Origin of the sequence: Pseudidiomarina homiensis (genome assembly GCF_003987225.1) — a bacterium.
Classification (GTDB): Bacteria; Pseudomonadota; Gammaproteobacteria; order Enterobacterales; family Alteromonadaceae; genus Pseudidiomarina; species Pseudidiomarina homiensis.
The window spans coordinates 660,004-676,413 of record NZ_PIPX01000001.1; the positions used below are offsets into that span (position 1 = coordinate 660,004).

Annotated in this window: 15 protein-coding genes; 8 read left to right on the plus strand and 7 right to left on the minus strand. The window is 48.9% G+C overall.

Annotation, left to right across the window (positions count from 1 at the left end):
• The first annotated feature begins 26 nt into the window (after positions 1–26).
• Genes pspF through putP form a run of 7 tightly spaced genes read left to right on the plus strand, consistent with a single transcriptional unit; the run spans position 27 to position 7,983 of the window.
• Positions 27–1,100, plus strand: a complete 1,074-nt coding sequence (gene pspF / locus CWI70_RS03100) for a phage shock protein operon transcriptional activator (RefSeq protein WP_126770466.1) — start codon at positions 27–29, stop codon at positions 1,098–1,100.
• Positions 1,101–2,759 carry an ABC transporter substrate-binding protein SapA gene (sapA, locus tag CWI70_RS03105; RefSeq protein WP_126770467.1) on the plus strand — a complete coding sequence of 553 codons (1,659 nt, stop codon included), beginning with the start codon at positions 1,101–1,103 and terminating at the stop codon, positions 2,757–2,759.
• Positions 2,756–3,787: an ABC transporter permease gene (locus CWI70_RS03110; RefSeq protein WP_126770469.1), complete on the plus strand. Its 1,032-nt coding sequence runs from the start codon at positions 2,756–2,758 to the stop codon at positions 3,785–3,787. Before sapA ends, CWI70_RS03110 begins: the two co-directional genes overlap by 4 nt.
• Positions 3,774–4,670, plus strand: a complete 897-nt coding sequence (locus CWI70_RS03115; protein ID WP_198677641.1) for an ABC transporter permease subunit — start codon at positions 3,774–3,776, stop codon at positions 4,668–4,670. Before CWI70_RS03110 ends, CWI70_RS03115 begins: the two co-directional genes overlap by 14 nt.
• Positions 4,667–5,665: an oligopeptide/dipeptide ABC transporter ATP-binding protein gene (locus CWI70_RS03120; RefSeq protein WP_126770471.1), complete on the plus strand. Its 999-nt coding sequence runs from the start codon at positions 4,667–4,669 to the stop codon at positions 5,663–5,665. The genes CWI70_RS03115 and CWI70_RS03120 overlap by 4 nt, the downstream gene beginning before the upstream one ends.
• The gene (locus CWI70_RS03125; RefSeq protein ID WP_126770473.1) at positions 5,658–6,458 is read left to right on the plus strand and encodes an ATP-binding cassette domain-containing protein; all 801 of its coding nucleotides are present in this window, start codon (positions 5,658–5,660) and stop codon (positions 6,456–6,458) included. Before CWI70_RS03120 ends, CWI70_RS03125 begins: the two co-directional genes overlap by 8 nt.
• A 4-nt stretch (positions 6,459–6,462) precedes the next feature.
• The gene (gene putP / locus CWI70_RS03130; RefSeq protein WP_126770475.1) at positions 6,463–7,983 is read left to right on the plus strand and encodes a sodium/proline symporter PutP; all 1,521 of its coding nucleotides are present in this window, start codon (positions 6,463–6,465) and stop codon (positions 7,981–7,983) included.
• An 89-nt stretch (positions 7,984–8,072) separates the two neighbouring features.
• Here putP and CWI70_RS03135 read toward each other — a convergent pair whose 3' ends face one another.
• From CWI70_RS03135 to CWI70_RS03145, 3 genes are read right to left on the minus strand one after another with little or no spacing between them, the layout of a single operon-like run.
• Positions 8,073–9,107 (minus strand): patatin-like phospholipase family protein, encoded by a 1,035-nt coding sequence (locus CWI70_RS03135; RefSeq protein WP_126770477.1) that lies wholly within the window; start codon positions 9,105–9,107, stop codon positions 8,073–8,075.
• A 17-nt stretch (positions 9,108–9,124) separates the two neighbouring features.
• Positions 9,125–10,183 carry a recombinase RecA gene (recA, locus tag CWI70_RS03140; protein ID WP_126770479.1) on the minus strand — a complete coding sequence of 353 codons (1,059 nt, stop codon included), beginning with the start codon at positions 10,181–10,183 and terminating at the stop codon, positions 9,125–9,127.
• Between the two features lie 58 nt (positions 10,184–10,241).
• A complete protein-coding gene (locus CWI70_RS03145; RefSeq protein WP_126770481.1) occupies positions 10,242–10,724 on the minus strand; it encodes a CinA family protein in 483 nt (160 codons plus the stop codon).
• Positions 10,725–10,774: 50 nt separating this feature from the next.
• On the opposite strand from CWI70_RS03145, the gene mutS reads away from it, so the two are divergent.
• Positions 10,775–13,366, plus strand: coding sequence for a DNA mismatch repair protein MutS (mutS, locus tag CWI70_RS03150; protein ID WP_126770482.1), 2,592 nt, complete (start codon positions 10,775–10,777; stop codon positions 13,364–13,366).
• 24 nt (positions 13,367–13,390) lie between these two features.
• On the opposite strand, the gene rpoS is transcribed toward mutS, so the two are convergent.
• Genes rpoS through CWI70_RS03170 form a run of 4 tightly spaced genes read right to left on the minus strand, consistent with a single transcriptional unit; the run spans position 13,391 to position 16,398 of the window.
• Positions 13,391–14,365 (minus strand): RNA polymerase sigma factor RpoS, encoded by a 975-nt coding sequence (rpoS, locus tag CWI70_RS03155; RefSeq protein ID WP_126770484.1) that lies wholly within the window; start codon positions 14,363–14,365, stop codon positions 13,391–13,393.
• On the minus strand, positions 14,362–15,252 hold the full coding sequence (locus CWI70_RS03160) for a peptidoglycan DD-metalloendopeptidase family protein (RefSeq protein WP_241967810.1): 891 nt from the start codon (positions 15,250–15,252) through the stop codon (positions 14,362–14,364). Before CWI70_RS03160 ends, rpoS begins: the two co-directional genes overlap by 4 nt.
• Positions 15,188–15,766, minus strand: a complete 579-nt coding sequence (locus tag CWI70_RS03165; RefSeq protein WP_126770488.1) for a YqaA family protein — start codon at positions 15,764–15,766, stop codon at positions 15,188–15,190. Before CWI70_RS03165 ends, CWI70_RS03160 begins: the two co-directional genes overlap by 65 nt.
• The gene (locus CWI70_RS03170; protein WP_126770490.1) at positions 15,763–16,398 is read right to left on the minus strand and encodes a protein-L-isoaspartate(D-aspartate) O-methyltransferase; all 636 of its coding nucleotides are present in this window, start codon (positions 16,396–16,398) and stop codon (positions 15,763–15,765) included. The genes CWI70_RS03165 and CWI70_RS03170 overlap by 4 nt, the downstream gene beginning before the upstream one ends.
• Positions 16,399–16,410 lie beyond the last annotated feature (12 nt).

Here is a 16,410-nt window from a genome sequence, read left to right on the forward strand (position 1 = left end):
AGACAACAACAATAAAGGGGCTCTTCATGCGTCGCTCAAGAGAAGCGGATAACCTTATCGGTGAGGCCAACAGCTTTCTTGCCGTCTTAGAACAGGTTTCGCAGATCGCACCACTCAATAAACCTGTTTTAATTATCGGCGAACGAGGCACGGGTAAAGAGCTGATCGCTGCCCGCTTGCACTTTCTCTCAGAACGCTGGGAGCAAAATTACGTTAAACTTAATTGTGCCGCGTTAAGCGAAAGCCTATTAGAAAGTGAACTTTTTGGCCATGAAGCAGGCGCTTTTACCGGCGCACAAAAGCGTCATGAAGGCCGCTTCGAGCGCGCCGACCAAGGCACACTTTTTCTTGACGAGTTGGCGAATACCTCAGCCTTAGTGCAAGAAAAAATCCTGCGTGTCATCGAATATGGTGAATTTGAGCGCGTTGGCGGAAGTAAAACTGTGAGTACCGATGTTCGCTTAATCGCAGCAACCAACGAAGATCTTCCTTCGTTGGCCGAACAGGGGCAATTTCGAGCTGACCTGCTCGACCGTCTAGCTTTTGATGTCATCACACTGCCACCATTGCGCGAACGTCGAGAAGATATTCTTGTGTTGGCAGAGCATTTTGCAATCCAAATGGCTCGCGAACTTCACTTTGAACTTTTTAGTGGCTTTACTGAGCGCGCTAAAAAAGCATTACTTGATTATCACTGGCCAGGTAATATCCGCGAACTTAAGAATGTCGTCGAGCGCTCGGTGTATCGCTTAGGTAGCGGTGCCATTCCACTTGATGAAATCATCGTCGACCCCTTTGCTAGCCCTTGGCGGCCGCAAGTCGCGGCGCACCGAACAAACGGCGATGCGCCAACGGCAACCCAACCATCTGCGGATGTTACCGCACCCACAAATGAATCCACGAGTCATTCAATTAATTTCAATCAAGGCCCGATTGAATTTAAGGATGCCGTGGCTAACTTTGAAACCGAAGTTTTACAACAAGCGCTGAGCCATGCACAATTTAATCAGAAGAAAACTGCGGAATTGCTCGGTCTAACCTATCATCAGTTGCGTGGTTACTTAAAAAAATATTCATTACTAGACGGGTCAACGAGCTAAATGCGCTTCACTCAAATCGCAATTGTGGTACCTTTCGCGACATTATCTGCTTTGCTAAGTGGCTGTAGCCCTACTGTGCACGATGCCGCGCCCTTACAAGAAGGTATCGTGTATTGCTCGGAAGGCAATCCAGAAAGTTTTAACCCACAGCTAGGTACTTCCGGCACCACCATCGACGCAAGCTCAGCCCAGCTTTACGACCGCTTGATCGACTATGACGAAACGCAACAAACCTTTGTTCCCGCACTCGCCACCGCGTGGCAAGCATTAGACAACGGTAAACGCTATCGCTTTAGCTTACGCGACGATGTCCAGTTTCATAGCACTCCTTGGTTCACTCCCACGCGATCGTTTAACGCTGATGATGTGGTGTTTAGCTTTCGACGTTGGCTGCACGAAGACCATCCGTATCACAATGTTAACGGCGGGAGTTACCCGTTTTTTACCGCCAGCGGCTTAAATAAGCTTATTACACAGATTCGGGCGATAGATGCGCATACCGTCGAGTTTGAGCTGGCCCGCAGCGACAGTTCTTTTTTAGCGAACCTTGCGACCGATTTTGCCATCATTCTTTCGGCCGAGTATGGCGCCGAACTGCTCGCTCGCGGCACGCCAGAGCAGCTAGACAAACGCCCGATTGGCACGGGTCCATTCGTCTTCGAGGACTTTCGCAAGGATTTGATCATTCGTTATCAACGCCACGATAATTACTGGCGCGAACCTGCCGCAATCAAGCAATTGGTTTATTCGATAACGCAAAGTGCCAATAAACGTATGCTGAAATTATTGACCGGTGAATGTGATGTTATTCCTTATCCACTGGTTGAAGAACTGGCATTATTGGATACTGGCGATGAAATAAAAATCACTAGCACGGTGAATCCCAATATCGCCTTCTGGGCATTTAATACCGAACGCCCGCCATTTGATAACGTTAAAGTTCGCCGCGCCCTCGCCCATGCCATCAACCGACAGGCTATTATTCAAACGGTTTACAATGGCAATGCGCGCCTCGCCACCGGCATTTTACCAGAGACCTCGTGGGCTTATAGTCCCGTCGACTTAACCTACGGTTACAACCCTGAGCGCGCCCGTGAACTGCTTGCGGAAGCCGGCTTCCCAGAGGGCTTTAGCTTTGATATTTGGGCAATGCCTGTGCAACGAGCTTACAACCCAAATGCACAAAAAATGGCGGAGCTTATTCAAGCCGATTTGGCACAAGTCGGCGTGCAAGCGAATATCGTATCGTATGAATGGAATGCCTTTCGTCGGCGTCTTGCAAGGGACGAGCATGACAGTGTTTTGATCGGTTGGATTGCGGATAATGCCGATCCTGATAACTTTTTTCGCCCGTTACTAAGCTGCGCTGCCCTAAACGTCGGAACAAACCGTGCCAATTGGTGCGATCCTAAATTCGATGATCTCTTACTTCGCGCAATTACTGTGGACAGCCTTGAACGGCGGAAAGGCCTTTATCATGAGGCAGAAAACTGGATGTACCGTGAAGTCCCCTTGGTCCCCATTGCCAACTCAATGCGCTTTCAGGCTTTTCGCAGCGACATTCAAGGTGTTGAGGTACCCGCATACGGTGGCTTAAGCTTCCGCCATGCTTATCGACAAAGTAAAGCCAGTGCCGCGGCAAGCGAGGCACAACAATGATCCGCTATACCTTACGTCGCTTAATTCTTTTGTTCGTAACATTGTGGTTACTGACCTTGTTTCTGTTTGCGTTAAACTATTTTTTTCCCGGTGACGCATTAACTAATATGACGGGGGTCCGCGCGAATGACGCGCTCGCCTACCAACGTCTAGTTAGCGAACGCAGCTTTGATAGCTCTTTATTTTCGCAATATTTAGCGTTCCTAGGACACTTCATTAGCGGCGACTGGGGACAATCGCTATCCACTCAACGCGACGTTTTTACTGACTTACTGCCGCTGTTAGGCGCAACATTAGAGCTCAGTGTTCTGGCCATGGCTTTAGCAATGGCTATTGGCGCACCGCTTGGTCTCTATGCCGCAGGCCAACAACGTGGCAGCATGGACCGCGTGGTGATGGGATTATCGTTGAGCGCCTATTCAATTCCTGTGTTCTGGCTCGCCCAGCTGTTTATTCTATTTTTTGCAGTCAAATTGGGCTGGACGCCGATTTCCGGCCAAGTGAATCCATTGTTCGACATTGATGTGCAAAGCGGCTCCATTTTGCTCGACATCCTACTTAGTAACTCTCCCTATAAAGGTGCGGCCCTCGCTGATGCAATAAATCATCTGTGGTTACCAGTCATTGTACTTGCCATCATGCCAGCAACCATGCTCATACGCATTACACGCAATAGCATGCTCGAAGTCTTGCAGCAAAACTATATTCGCTCAGCTCGCGCACGTGGCCTCAGCGAAACCCGCATTTTGCTACGCCATGCCCTACCCAATGCCATGCAACCCGTGGTTCGGCAATTAGGTCTCATGTTTAGTATTCTGATGAGTAATATTATTGTCACGGAAGTGATTTTTAACTGGCCCGGTGTCGGAAGCTGGCTGGTAAAAAGTATTTATGAGCGCGATTACCCAGTTATGCAAGGCGGCCTTTTTGCCATCGCTGCGCTCATCCTGCTGGTCAATGTTGCTGTGGAGCTGTTCCATGCTTGGCGCTACCCGCAAGTAAGAAAGGAACTTTATGCCGAACGCTAATATTTACTTTCAACAACGCGAACCCTCACCGTTGCGGCAGCTTTGGTTACATGTAAATAGTAACCCTTTCGCCGTGGTGGCGTTTTATATACTCAGTCTGGCGTTAGTCGTTATGCTCGGTTCCGCTTGGCTCACCCCCTATAGCCCTGACGCCCAATTTGCTGACGCAATATTGCAGCCGCCGAGCTGGGATGAGTCCGGCGAAATTAACTTTCTCTTCGGCACCGATGATCTTGGCCGCGACATTCTTTCGCGGATCATCGCGGGTTCTGTTTACAGTCTTGGTTATCCGCTTATTGCCGTAGTCATTGCGGCAGTCATCGGAATTAGTATTGGCGCATGGGCTGGAATGTCTCGTGGAGTGCAATCGTCGACCTTAAATCACTTGCTTGACGTGATCCTTTCGATCCCGTCACTCCTGCTTGCCTTGGTCATCATTGCAATGCTAGGGCCATCGTTAATCAATGTTATGTTCGCCATCACGCTGGTTTTAATTCCGCAGTTCATTCACGTGGTGCATAACGCGATTTACGATGAGCGTTATAAAGAATACGTTACCGCATCACGACTCAATGGGGTAACCCGTTGGTACATGTTAACGCGCGTCATCTTTCCAAACATTACCAGCGTACTGGTAATGCAAACCACGTTTGCCCTATCGACTGCAATCTTAGATATAGCCGCCCTTGGCTTTTTGGGGCTTGGCGTACAGGCTCCAGCACCTGAATGGGGAACAATGCTTGCTCGCAGTCTTGACCAAGTCTACGTATCTCCTTGGATGATGGTGCTACCTGGTTTAGCCTTGTTTTTGACGATTTTGTCAATCAATGTGCTGGGCGATAGTATCCGTGCAGCGATTGCTGAACGAGTGAGAAATTCATGAGTGCCATATTAGACATTCGCAATTTATCGATTGAACTCGAAACTGAAAATGGCCCTGTGCGAGTGCTCGATCGATTTAATTTGCAGCTAGCCGAGGGTGAGATTCACACCTTAGTGGGTGAATCCGGCTCAGGTAAAAGTCTATTGGCGAAAGCGATACTTGGATTTATTAATCCACGTTGGAAAATCACCGCGGACCGACTGTGGTGGCGGCATTATGATTTGTTAGCACTCAACGCCGCCCAGCGGCGTATAGTGACCGGCCGTGATATGGCGATGATCTTCCAAGATCCAAGCAGTTATCTCGATCCCAACGATAAAGTCGGCGCACAACTGCGCGAAAGTATTCCAACCGGTGAACTCAGTGGTGTTTACTTAAAGCGGCGCGTAGACCGACAGACTCGTGCTGAGCGTTTACTGCATCGGGTTGGCATCAAAGATACCGCCGATGTTATGGAACGTTATCCGCATGAACTTTCCGAAGGACTGGCACAAAAAATCAGTATTGCGATGGCAATTGCGCACAATCCTAAGTTGCTCATTGCCGATGAGCCCACCACGGCAATGGAACCGAGCACTCGCGGTCAAATATACCGCTTATTAGCGAAGCTAAGTGCGGGGCAAGGTATGTCGATCTTAATGATTACGCAAGATTTGACCGCAGTTATCCCCGAAAGCCAACGCATTAGTCTGATCTATTGCGGTCAACTCATGGAAACCGGTCCGACCGAAGAAGTCATGCAGAAACCTTACCACCCGTACACCGATGCGATGTTAAGTATGAGCCTTTCTGACCAAGACATTGCGCCAAAAACGCGCCTACCAACCTTATCGGGTGCTATTCCGACATTGCAACACATGCCCATCGGCTGTCGGCTAGGGCCTCGATGCCCTTATGCAAGACGAGCTTGTATTCACCAGCCAGCGCTCACCAAGCAACAGCAAGTACAATTTGCTTGTCACTATCCACTCCATAAGGATAGCGAACATGACTAAACTACTGGACGTTCAAGCTATTTCGAAATACTACGTGCATAAAGACGGTTGGATGCCAGGGCAACGTATTTGCGCCCTTGAACCTTTAAGCTTTAGCCTAGAGCGTGGAGAAACGCTCGCAATAATGGGCGAAACAGGTTCAGGTAAATCGACTATCGCCAAGTTAATTGCCGGTGCCGAACGCGCCTCAGCAGGCGAGATTTTTCTTAACGGGCAAGCCATGTCGAGCATGACGGACCAACAACGGTGTCGCCATGTTCGGATGATATTTCAGGACAGCCTGCGCTCGTTGAACCCGCAAATAACAGTCGGTAAGCAACTTTGTGAGCCGCTTATTTTTAACACGCAAATGAGTCCTCAGGATCAGAAACAGCGGGTTCACGAGGTGCTGCGGAAAGTTGGTTTATTGCCTGACCACTATCATTTTTATCCACACATGTTAGCGAGTGGCCAGCAACAGCGCGTATGTATTGCTCGGGCGATTGTTTTAGAACCGCAAATCGTTGTTGCTGATGAAGCCTTCGTCGCATTGGACCCATCGATTAGAGCTCAAATCATTAACCTTATCCTCGATCTTCAAGAAGATATGGGCATTTCATTCATTTTCGTCTCACATTCGGCGGAGATCGTGAAACACGTTTCAGACAAGATCTTAATAATGCATCGTGGTAAAATGATCGAGTTTGGAACAACTAGGGCACTGATAAATCATCCCGAAGAGCAACTGACGAAAACGCTGTTGCATTCGGAACATAAATATAAAGTGCCGTTACATTCAACAACGAAGGAGTAAAGCTTTGGAAACAGGTACGCTTATATCATTAGCGCTCTATTTCATAGCAATGCTGGGGATTGGTCTGTACGCGTATAAGAAGTCGACCGATGATGTTTCAGGTTACATGCTTGGAGGCCGCCGTTTAGGCCCTGGTGTAACTGCCCTTTCAGCCGGTGCATCAGACATGAGCGGTTGGATGCTTATGGGCTTACCCGGTGCGATTTATGTTTCAGGGGTATCCCAGCTTTGGATCGCAGTGGGTTTGGTCGTAGGTGCCTACCTTAACTACATCATCGTAGCCCCGCGGCTGCGTATGTACACCGAGGTGGCAAACGATTCAATTACCATTCCTGATTATTTTGCCAATCGCTTCGACGACAAAGCGCGCTTGTTACGCGTATTCTCGTCAGTCGTGATCATTATCTTTTTCACCCTCTACACCTCGGCGAGCTTAGTTGCCGGTGGTAAGCTCTTTGCCAGTTCAGCCTTTGGTTTGGACTACAGCTTAGGCTTGTGGGTAACCGCTGGTGTGGTCTGTGCTTATACCCTTTTCGGGGGCTTTTTAGCGGTGAGTATGACCGACTTTGTGCAAGGGTGTATCATGTTCGTTGCGCTGGTCTTAGTGCCAATTGTTGCGATATTTGACCTCGGTGGCATGGCCTCCGTGACTGAACAAGTACGCTCGATTAACCCCGACTTCCTCGACTATTTCCGTGACGGATCTATTGCCGACTCGACCGCGAATCAGTTGTCTTTTCTCGGTATCATATCGCTTCTGGCATGGGGTCTAGGCTATTTCGGGCAACCCCACATTATCGTACGCTTTATGGCTATCCGCTCAGTCAAAGATATCAAAGCAGCACGACGCATTGGTATCTCGTGGATGACGGTGTCTATTATCGGCGCTATGGTCACTGGTTTCGTTGGTATTGCTTATGTTGCTGAAACTAAAATGACCTTGGCCGATCCCGAGACCATTTTCATTATCTTCTCGCAATTCTTGTTCCACCCATTAATCGCAGGCTTCTTGCTAGCAGCAATCTTGGCCGCGATTATGAGTACCATCTCGTCGCAACTGCTAGTCACCTCGAGCTCACTAACGGAAGACTTCTATAAAGCCTTCTTACGTCGTGATGCTAGCGATAAAGAACTGGTATTTGTTGGGCGAATCTCAGTCTTGATCGTATCTCTGGTCGCCATTGCACTCGCTTGGAACCCAGAGAACACAATTCTTGGCTTGGTCGCTAATGCATGGGCAGGATTTGGTGCCGCCTTCGGTCCAGTGATCATTCTGAGCCTGTTCTGGAAGCGTATGAACCGTCACGGTGCTCTTGCTGGTATGGTAGTTGGTGCTGCAACTGTGCTGTTCTGGATCTATGCGCCAGTTGTCGATGGTGAAGCACTAAGCTCTTATGTTTATGAGATCATCCCTGGCTTTATTCTTTGTACGGTCGCTGTCATTGTCGTCAGCTTAGCAACGGCTAAACCGGCAAAAGAACTTGAAGACACATTTGATGAAATGGAACGTCAACTCGAACAATAAATCTTGTTTGAAGACATTCTAAGCAATACAAAAACGCCGCATTCATCTGAATGCGGCGTTTTCTTATCTATGAAACAACAAACTACAACTTAACCACGACGTTCGGCATAGAGCTCCAATTCACTTAGAATGTAGTCTTTCATACGCATGGTTGTTTCATAGCCAATATCGATAGCTTCATTACCGCGTTCAAACTCTAATAAACCAATGTGACCGAGTTTGGGCTGGACCAAAATATCCGGCGGATCTCCAGCAATACGTGCCTTGGTGATTCGTTCTTGCATGATGTCAATTGCACCGGCCATCACCCCAAACATTCCTGGAGCTTTATGTGATGGACCACTAAATTTATCAACTACGTTATCCCAATACTGTCCACTAGCGGTGAGGAAGTTCTTAAAGAAACCTTCATCCTCTTTGTCTTTATCTTCTTTCGCTAAATCAGTTTTCTCATGAGCTGCACCGGTATCGACTGCTGTTGTTTGTACTTTCGTAGATACACCATGGATATCGGCTTGCGGCTCAGGATGTGGAGGAGTGTGCTTTCCACGGGCCTCAATTGCTGCTGCATTCAATTGTGAGTTCAAATGTACTGCAATCACAAAATCTGCGCCAAGAGCCCGACAAAGTGACACTGGAACCGGATTTACTAAGCCGCCATCAACCAACCATCGACCATTATGCGCCGCTGGTGCAAGTAAACCTGGCATCGCACACGAAGAACGGGCAGCGTGGTAGATATCGCCCTTTCGTAACCACACCTCGCGCCCCGTATAAAGATCGGTCGCTACCGCTCCATAGATAATATCAAGATCCTCAATCTCTACAGAGCCAAAGCGTTCGCGAGCATGGCTGAAGACCTTTTCACCTTGGATAATACCGCCATGACTAAAACCAAAGTCGAGCAAGTTAAAGACTTGCCAACGTCCCATATCTCGAACCCACTCTTCGAGCTCATCGATACGGCCAGAAGCAAAACCGGCCCCCACAAGGGAGCCGATTGATGTTCCTGCAACCATATTGACTTCAATCCCCATCTCTTGAAGCGCTTTGATTACGCCGATATGGGACCAGCCACGTGCTGCACCAGAGCCTAGTGCGAGAGCAACTTTGACATAACTCATCGCAAATCTATTCCTTATTAAACTAAATCATCATCAGCTAATTCAGCGTCTTTGCTCTCACTTTTCGCTGCATCGCCACCCTTCACAGGTTTAGCGAGTAACTGTTCGCGTAGACGCTTTTCGATATCTTCAGCAATAGCCTTATTCTCGATCAAGAATTTCATAGCATTGGCTTTGCCTTGACCAATCTTATCACCATTATAGCTGTACCAAGCACCAGCTTTATCTACAATCTTTTGCTTCACGCCAAGATCGATAAGCTCACCCTCTTTAGAAATACCAGTACCGTACATAATCTGGAATTCAGCTTGCTTGAATGGTGGGGCTACTTTGTTCTTCACAACTTTCACGCGAGTTTCGTTACCTACGACTTCATCACCTTCTTTGACAGCGCCGGTACGACGGATATCAAGACGCACTGATGAATAGAACTTCAATGCATTACCACCAGTTGTGGTTTCTGGGTTACCAAACATTACCCCAATCTTCATGCGAATTTGGTTGATAAAGATGCACAGGCTGTTTGATTTTTTAATATTTGCCGTTAGCTTACGTAATGCTTGTGACATAAGGCGGGCTTGCAAGCCTACATGGCTGTCACCCATCTCACCTTCAATTTCCGCTTTGGGTGTGAGTGCTGCAACCGAGTCAACAATGACCACGTCAACTGCCGCCGAACGTACTAGCATGTCACAAATCTCTAATGCTTGCTCACCTGTATCGGGTTGCGATACCAAGAGTTCATCGACGTTAACACCAAGCTTTTCAGCGTAGACTGGGTCGAGTGCGTGCTCTGCATCAACGAAAGCACAGGTTTTACCCATTTTCTGAGCCTCAGCGATCACTTGCAATGTAAGTGTCGTTTTACCACTCGACTCTGGACCGTAGATCTCTACCACACGACCAAAAGGCAACCCGCCAATCCCTAACGCGATATCTAAACTTAAAGAACCGGTCGGTACTGACGCAATATCCATCGCTTGGTTATCGCCCAAGCGCATAATAGAGCCTTTGCCGAATTGACGTTCGATTTGGCTAAGCGCCGCATCAAGTGCTTTTTGTTTATCGTTGCTCATGGTAATGTCCGTTCTATTGAATGCGTTAAAATTGAGTATACTGTATTTTTATACAGTATCAAGAAATTTTTTCAAAACACCGCAGAGCCTCGCTGATCGTGGCTTCCCTCACCGCCGAGCGATCGCCCTCGAAATGGCACTTCCAGCTCATTTGGCCGCCCTTCCATGCGAGTCCAAACCATACTAATCCGACAGGTTTTTCTGCGCTGCCGCCACTAGGCCCCGCAATGCCAGTAACCGCAATGGCCACCTCTGTCGACGCCAACCGAAGCGCACCAACAGCCATTGCTTCTGCCGTCGCTGCCGATACCGCGCCGGCGCTTTGCAGCACCTCGTTTGGCACACCGAGAACACGCTCTTTCAGCTTATTACTGTAGGTAATGAAGCCGCCTTCAAGCCACGCCGAGCTGCCTGCAACGGCACTTAAAGCATACCCTATTCCTCCTGCCGTGCAGGATTCTGCGGTAGCAATTCGCCAGTTACGTTGTAGCAACCAACGACCGATTTCTACTGCCAGATCATAATGAGATTGTGTTACCATTTTGCCATTGGCACCTTTTAAAAATAACGCTACTACGGATAATAACAGGCATGCCGCAAGCGACAACTCCCAGTACAGACTTTTCTGCACATACACCCATGATGCAGCAATACTTGCGTATTAAGGCGGAACACGCCGACACGCTTTTATTCTATCGCATGGGAGATTTTTACGAATTATTTTACCAAGATGCGCAAAAAGCGGCTGAGCTGTTAGACATCTCACTAACTCAGCGCGGTGCGAGTAATGGTAAGCCGATTCCAATGGCAGGCGTGCCCTATCATGCAGCAGAAAACTATCTCGCACGACTCTTGCAGCTTGGTGAGTCGGTGGCTATCTGTGAACAAGTAGGTGATCCCGCAACCAGCAAAGGCCCCGTCGAACGTAAAGTGGTAAGGGTTCTTACGCCAGGCACAGTGACTGATGAAGCGTTGCTCAATGAAGGCAGCGAAAACTTACTCGTAGCTGTAGCCCCACAAGAACGCGAAGACCAACACCATTTTGGAATTGCCAGCCTAGATCTGGCAAGCGGTCGTTTCAGCGTCAGTGAAGTGACCAGCGAAGCGGCACTGCAAGCCGAGCTACAGCGCTTACAACCGGCCGAACTGCTGTATCCAGACACGGTGCAATGGCAAACAACGTGGCACCCGTGTGAAGCGCGCCGCGCACGACCTGACTGGGAGTTTGCGAGCGATAGTGCCCACGCACTCTTGTGCCGTCAATTTGCTGTGCAGCACCTTGACGGCTTTGGCGTTAGCCACTTGCCTGTGGCGTTAGGCGCAGCCGGAGCTTTATTAAACTACGTAAAACTAACGCAGCGCGCAGCTTTACCACATATCCAAGCCATTCATGCGGAACAAAGCAATGATGCAGTGCAGATGGATGCTGCAACACAACGCAACCTAGAACTGGTTACGTCACTTAGTGGCGGTACGACGTCACTTTTCACTACCATTAATCGCACCGCCACGGCCATGGGTGCACGTTTATTGCGACGTTGGTTACAGCGGCCGATTCGCAGCAATACAGAAATAGCAGGCCGTTACGATGCCGTGGCGACTTTACAAGACCAAGATTTAGATACCCTACGCCAACAGTTACGCGCCATTGGCGATCTCGAACGCGTTCTCTCACGCATCGCCCTACGTAGCGCACGACCGCGAGACCTGACGCGCTTACGTAGTGCGTTGCAGGCACTGCCAGAATTGCGTCAACAACTGAATGATCTGAGTGCACTCATGCCTTGGCATGCACAACTGGCCGAATTGCCCGAACTGCGCAGTACACTCGAAGCCGCCTTGGTTGAATCGCCTCCTTTACTCATTCGCGACGGCGGTGTTTTAGCCGACGGTTTTGACGAAGAACTTGACGAACAACGGGCTCTTGCCGCCGGCGCCACTGACTTTTTAAAACGAATAGAAACGCGTGAACGTGAACGCACTGGTATTCAAACCTTAAAGGTTGGCTACAACAAAGTGCATGGTTATTACCTTGAAGCGAGTCGTGCAGCAGCTGCGCACATTCCTGCGGACTATCAACGACGACAAACGCTTAAAAACGCTGAACGCTACATTATTCCCGAGTTAAAAACTTACGAAGACAAAGTGTTGCAAGCGCAATCACGTGCCTTAGCGCGCGAAAAATGGTTGTACGATGCATTACTCAATGAAGCCGCTGAACAGCTTAGTAGTTTGCAAAGCACCGCTCGCGCGGTGGCAGAGCTCGATGTATTGCACAGTTTTGCCAAACAAGCCCTCACCCACAATTATTGCCGTCCGTCTTTGGCTGCAGAGCCCGGCATAGCATTGCAGGCAGCGCGCCACCCTGTCATCGAGGCACAACTCGAAGAGCCCTTCATTGCCAATGACGTGCGCCTCGATGCGCAAGATCACATGCTCTTGATTACTGGCCCTAATATGGGCGGTAAATCAACCTATATGCGGCAAACAGCACTGATTGCTATTCTCGCTTACTGCGGCAGCTATGTTCCCGCTGCAGCAGCGCAACTCGGCCCTATCGATCGCATCTTCACGCGGATTGGCGCATCAGATGATCTTGCTTCTGGACGTTCCACCTTTATGGTCGAAATGACCGAAGCAGCAACCATTTTGCATAATGCTACACCGCAAAGTTTAGTGCTTATGGATGAGATTGGTCGGGGTACGTCAACCTATGACGGCTTAGCGTTGGCTTGGGCCTGTGCAGAAGCTTTGCTACAACAAAATCGCGCTTTGACGCTGTTTGCGACGCACTATTTTGAACTGACGCAGAGTATCGCGCAATTACCAGGCTGCAGGAATGTGCATGTTGAAGCAACTGAACACGACGATCACATCGTGTTTGAACATCGGGTCAGTGATGGTGCAGCCAATCGTAGTTTCGGTGTACAAGTTGCACAACTTGCTGGTCTGCCGCGCCCCGTATTACAGCGTGCCAAACAGGTTTTGTTAGAATTAGAAAAATCGCACACCCAGGAGCAACCGCAACAACAAAAATTGTCGCTCGAGCGTCAGTCAGAAGTGGCGTCGCCGACTCACCCATTGATTCAAGAACTGGAGCAGCTCGAAGTCAATGGCATGACACCTATAGAAGCTTTGCAGTGGTTGGCGCGATGGCAACAGCAACTTAAGTCATCTTCTTAAGTTGCTTATGACCATGAAAGGTTGTTAGTCGTACTGAAACAATGCGTCGAGGCTGAGACCTTGTTGCCGTAGCATATCGCGCAAACGACGTAAGGCTTCAACTTGAATCTGGCGCACTCGCTCACGTGTTAGACCTATTTCGCGCCCAACATCTTCAAGCGTGGCTGGCTCATAACCCATGAGACCAAAGCGCCGCGCTAAAACTTCACGTTGTTTGGTATTAAGGCTAGCAAGCCATTCAACGATGTGCTCCTTCAGATCATCATCTTGCATGACGCCTTCAGGACCGTGATCGTTTTCGTCCGTCAGCAAGTCAACTAAAGCTTTATCGTTGTCACCACCTAATGGCGTATCAACCGATGCAATGCGCTCATTGAGACGCAACATGCGGCTCACGTCCGCTACCGAAACATCAAGTTGTTCCGCGATATCCTCAGCGGTAGGCTCATGATCGAGCTTATGTGCGAGTTCACGTGATGCACGTAAATAGCTGTTTAGCTCTTTCACGACATGAATAGGTAAGCGAATCGTTCGCGTTTGATTCATGATGGCGCGCTCAATCGTTTGGCGGATCCACCACGTCGCATAGGTAGAAAATCGGAAACCACGCTCAGGATCGAACTTTTCAACAGCGCGGATCAGACCAAGATTCCCCTCTTCAACCAAATCGAGTAAAGGTAGACCACGATTGGTGTAGCGCCGTGCGATTTTTACCACGAGCCTTAGGTTACTTTCGATCATACGACAACGCGCCGCCTTATCGCCTTTGCGGGCAAGGCGTGAAAAATGAACTTCTTCTTCAGCTGTTAATAACGGCGAGAAACCAATTTCGCCAAGATAGAGCTGTGTTGCATCCATTTTTTTCTGGTAAGTCGCCCGATTAGCGATGATTTCTTCGAATTCGCTATCATCATCACTAGTGTCAGCGGCCGCAGATTTTTCCATTTCTGACATCACTGCTTGTTCATCGATGTCATCCACCTCATCTCGTCGACTCATTGTGACCCCCGTGGTAAATAATGCCGAGGATTTACTGACTTACCGCGATAACGGACTTCAAAATGAAGTTTAACCCGTTCGGCGTCAGAATTACCCATTTCGGCAATGGCTTCCCCTGCGCTGACCCACTGTTGTTCTTTTATTAACAGCTTGTCATTGTGGGCGTACGCAGTTATATAATCATCGTTATGTTTCAGGATAATTAAATTTCCATATCCTTTTAGCGCATTACCAGCATAAACCACTTTACCTGCCGCTGCCGCCGTTACGATATCGCCTTTCTTACCAGCGAAGTCGATGCCTTTAGGGCCCGTTACAGCGGCGGTGAACTCTCGAATAACTTGGTTCTCCGTGGGCCAACGCCAAGCAATCGCATTGCTTTTTGGGAACACTTCGCGCTTAATTTCTGGCCTTGGGAGAGCTGGCGAGTTCGTAACCTTTTCTTTACTTTTGTCTTCAACATACTCTTTCTTAGGAGTCTTATCAACGCTTTGTGGTGGATCTATTCGCTTTGTCGTAGTCAAAGGTTGGGATTTTTTCGCTTGTCGCGAGCTTTCCCTTAAGGTTAAGCGCTGGCCGGGGAAGATGGTATAGGGTTCACGCAAGCCGTTAAGGCGCGCCAGCATCCGTACGTCAATATTGGCGCGAAAGGCAATTGAATAGAGTGTGTCGCCCTTTTGCACCAGATAAGAGCTGCCAGCAAGGCTGTTCGCTTCATAGTCATAAATGCTGCGCCCCTGGTAAACTTTCTCAACAGGAGCGGGTTGCTGGCGTTGGGCACAGCCTACGAGTAGCAGCACACAACTGAGACTGACAACTAAGCTAACGCGTCCATACATAAGCAATTCCGGCGATGATGACCATAGCCCAACCGATACGGTCGACATAAGTTCTTAGCTTTAATGCCATCTTCGGCCCTCCTGTTTTCAACAGCCAAGCGACCAAATAGAACCGTAGACCGCGACTTATCAACGAGCCTAACACAAACGGGATGAACATAACCTGCAGCATCCCACCACTCACCGTAAAGAGCTTATAAGGAAGCGGTGAAAACCCTGCAATAAAAATAATCCAAAACCCGTAGCTTTGGAACCAAGTTGTCACTGTTGCCAATTTATCTTGGTAACCGGCCCACTCGACCAACGGTAACACTAACGGCTCGAAAGCAAAGTATCCCAGCCAATAACCGGCAATACCACCCAATACTGATGCAATTGTCGTTAAAAATGCGAAAAACCATGCGCGTTGCGGCTGCGTCATGGCCATCGGTGCCAACATAACATCCGGTGGGATTGGAAAAATAACAGATTCAGTAAAACTTAAGCCGACCAAGATAGCAGGCGCGCGACGATGTTGCGACCATTGCAAAACACGATCATAAAGCGCGCTAAACAGCTTCATGCCAAACTTCCTGGTACAAGGGGCACAAACTTGACGTCGCCGAGTTGCTTATGTTCGTAGTCATCACCAAAACGGCGAATGACCACTAAACGCTGTTTGATACTTCCCACAGGAATAATCATCACCCCACCATCGGCAAGTTGTTCCATTAGTGCATGCGGTATGTCACTAGCGGCGGCTGTCACGATAATGCCATCAAACGGCGCTTTGCTTTGCCAGCCTTGCCAGCCATCACCGTGCCGCATACTAACATTATGTAAATCGAGCTTTTTCAGGCGTCGCTTCGCTTGATACTGCAACTCAGCGATACGTTCTACAGAAAAGACCTTATCGACTAACTGTGCCAATATGGCTGTTTGATAACCACTGCCGGTACCGATTTCCAGTACCTTATGACAATGATGTTGCATCAAGAGTTGCGTCATTGATGCCACCATTAAAGGTTGCGATATTGTTTGCCCCTTGCCAATCGGCAGCGCGGTATTTTCATAGGCTTTATGCGCCAACGATTCCGGCATAAATAGGTGACGCGGAGTATTCGCAATGACCTCTAATACTTGATCATTGCTGATCCCCTGCTCTCGCAGCAACGCAACCAAGCGTTTTGCCATTCCCTGAAAATTTTGAATCATTATCGTTTTTTC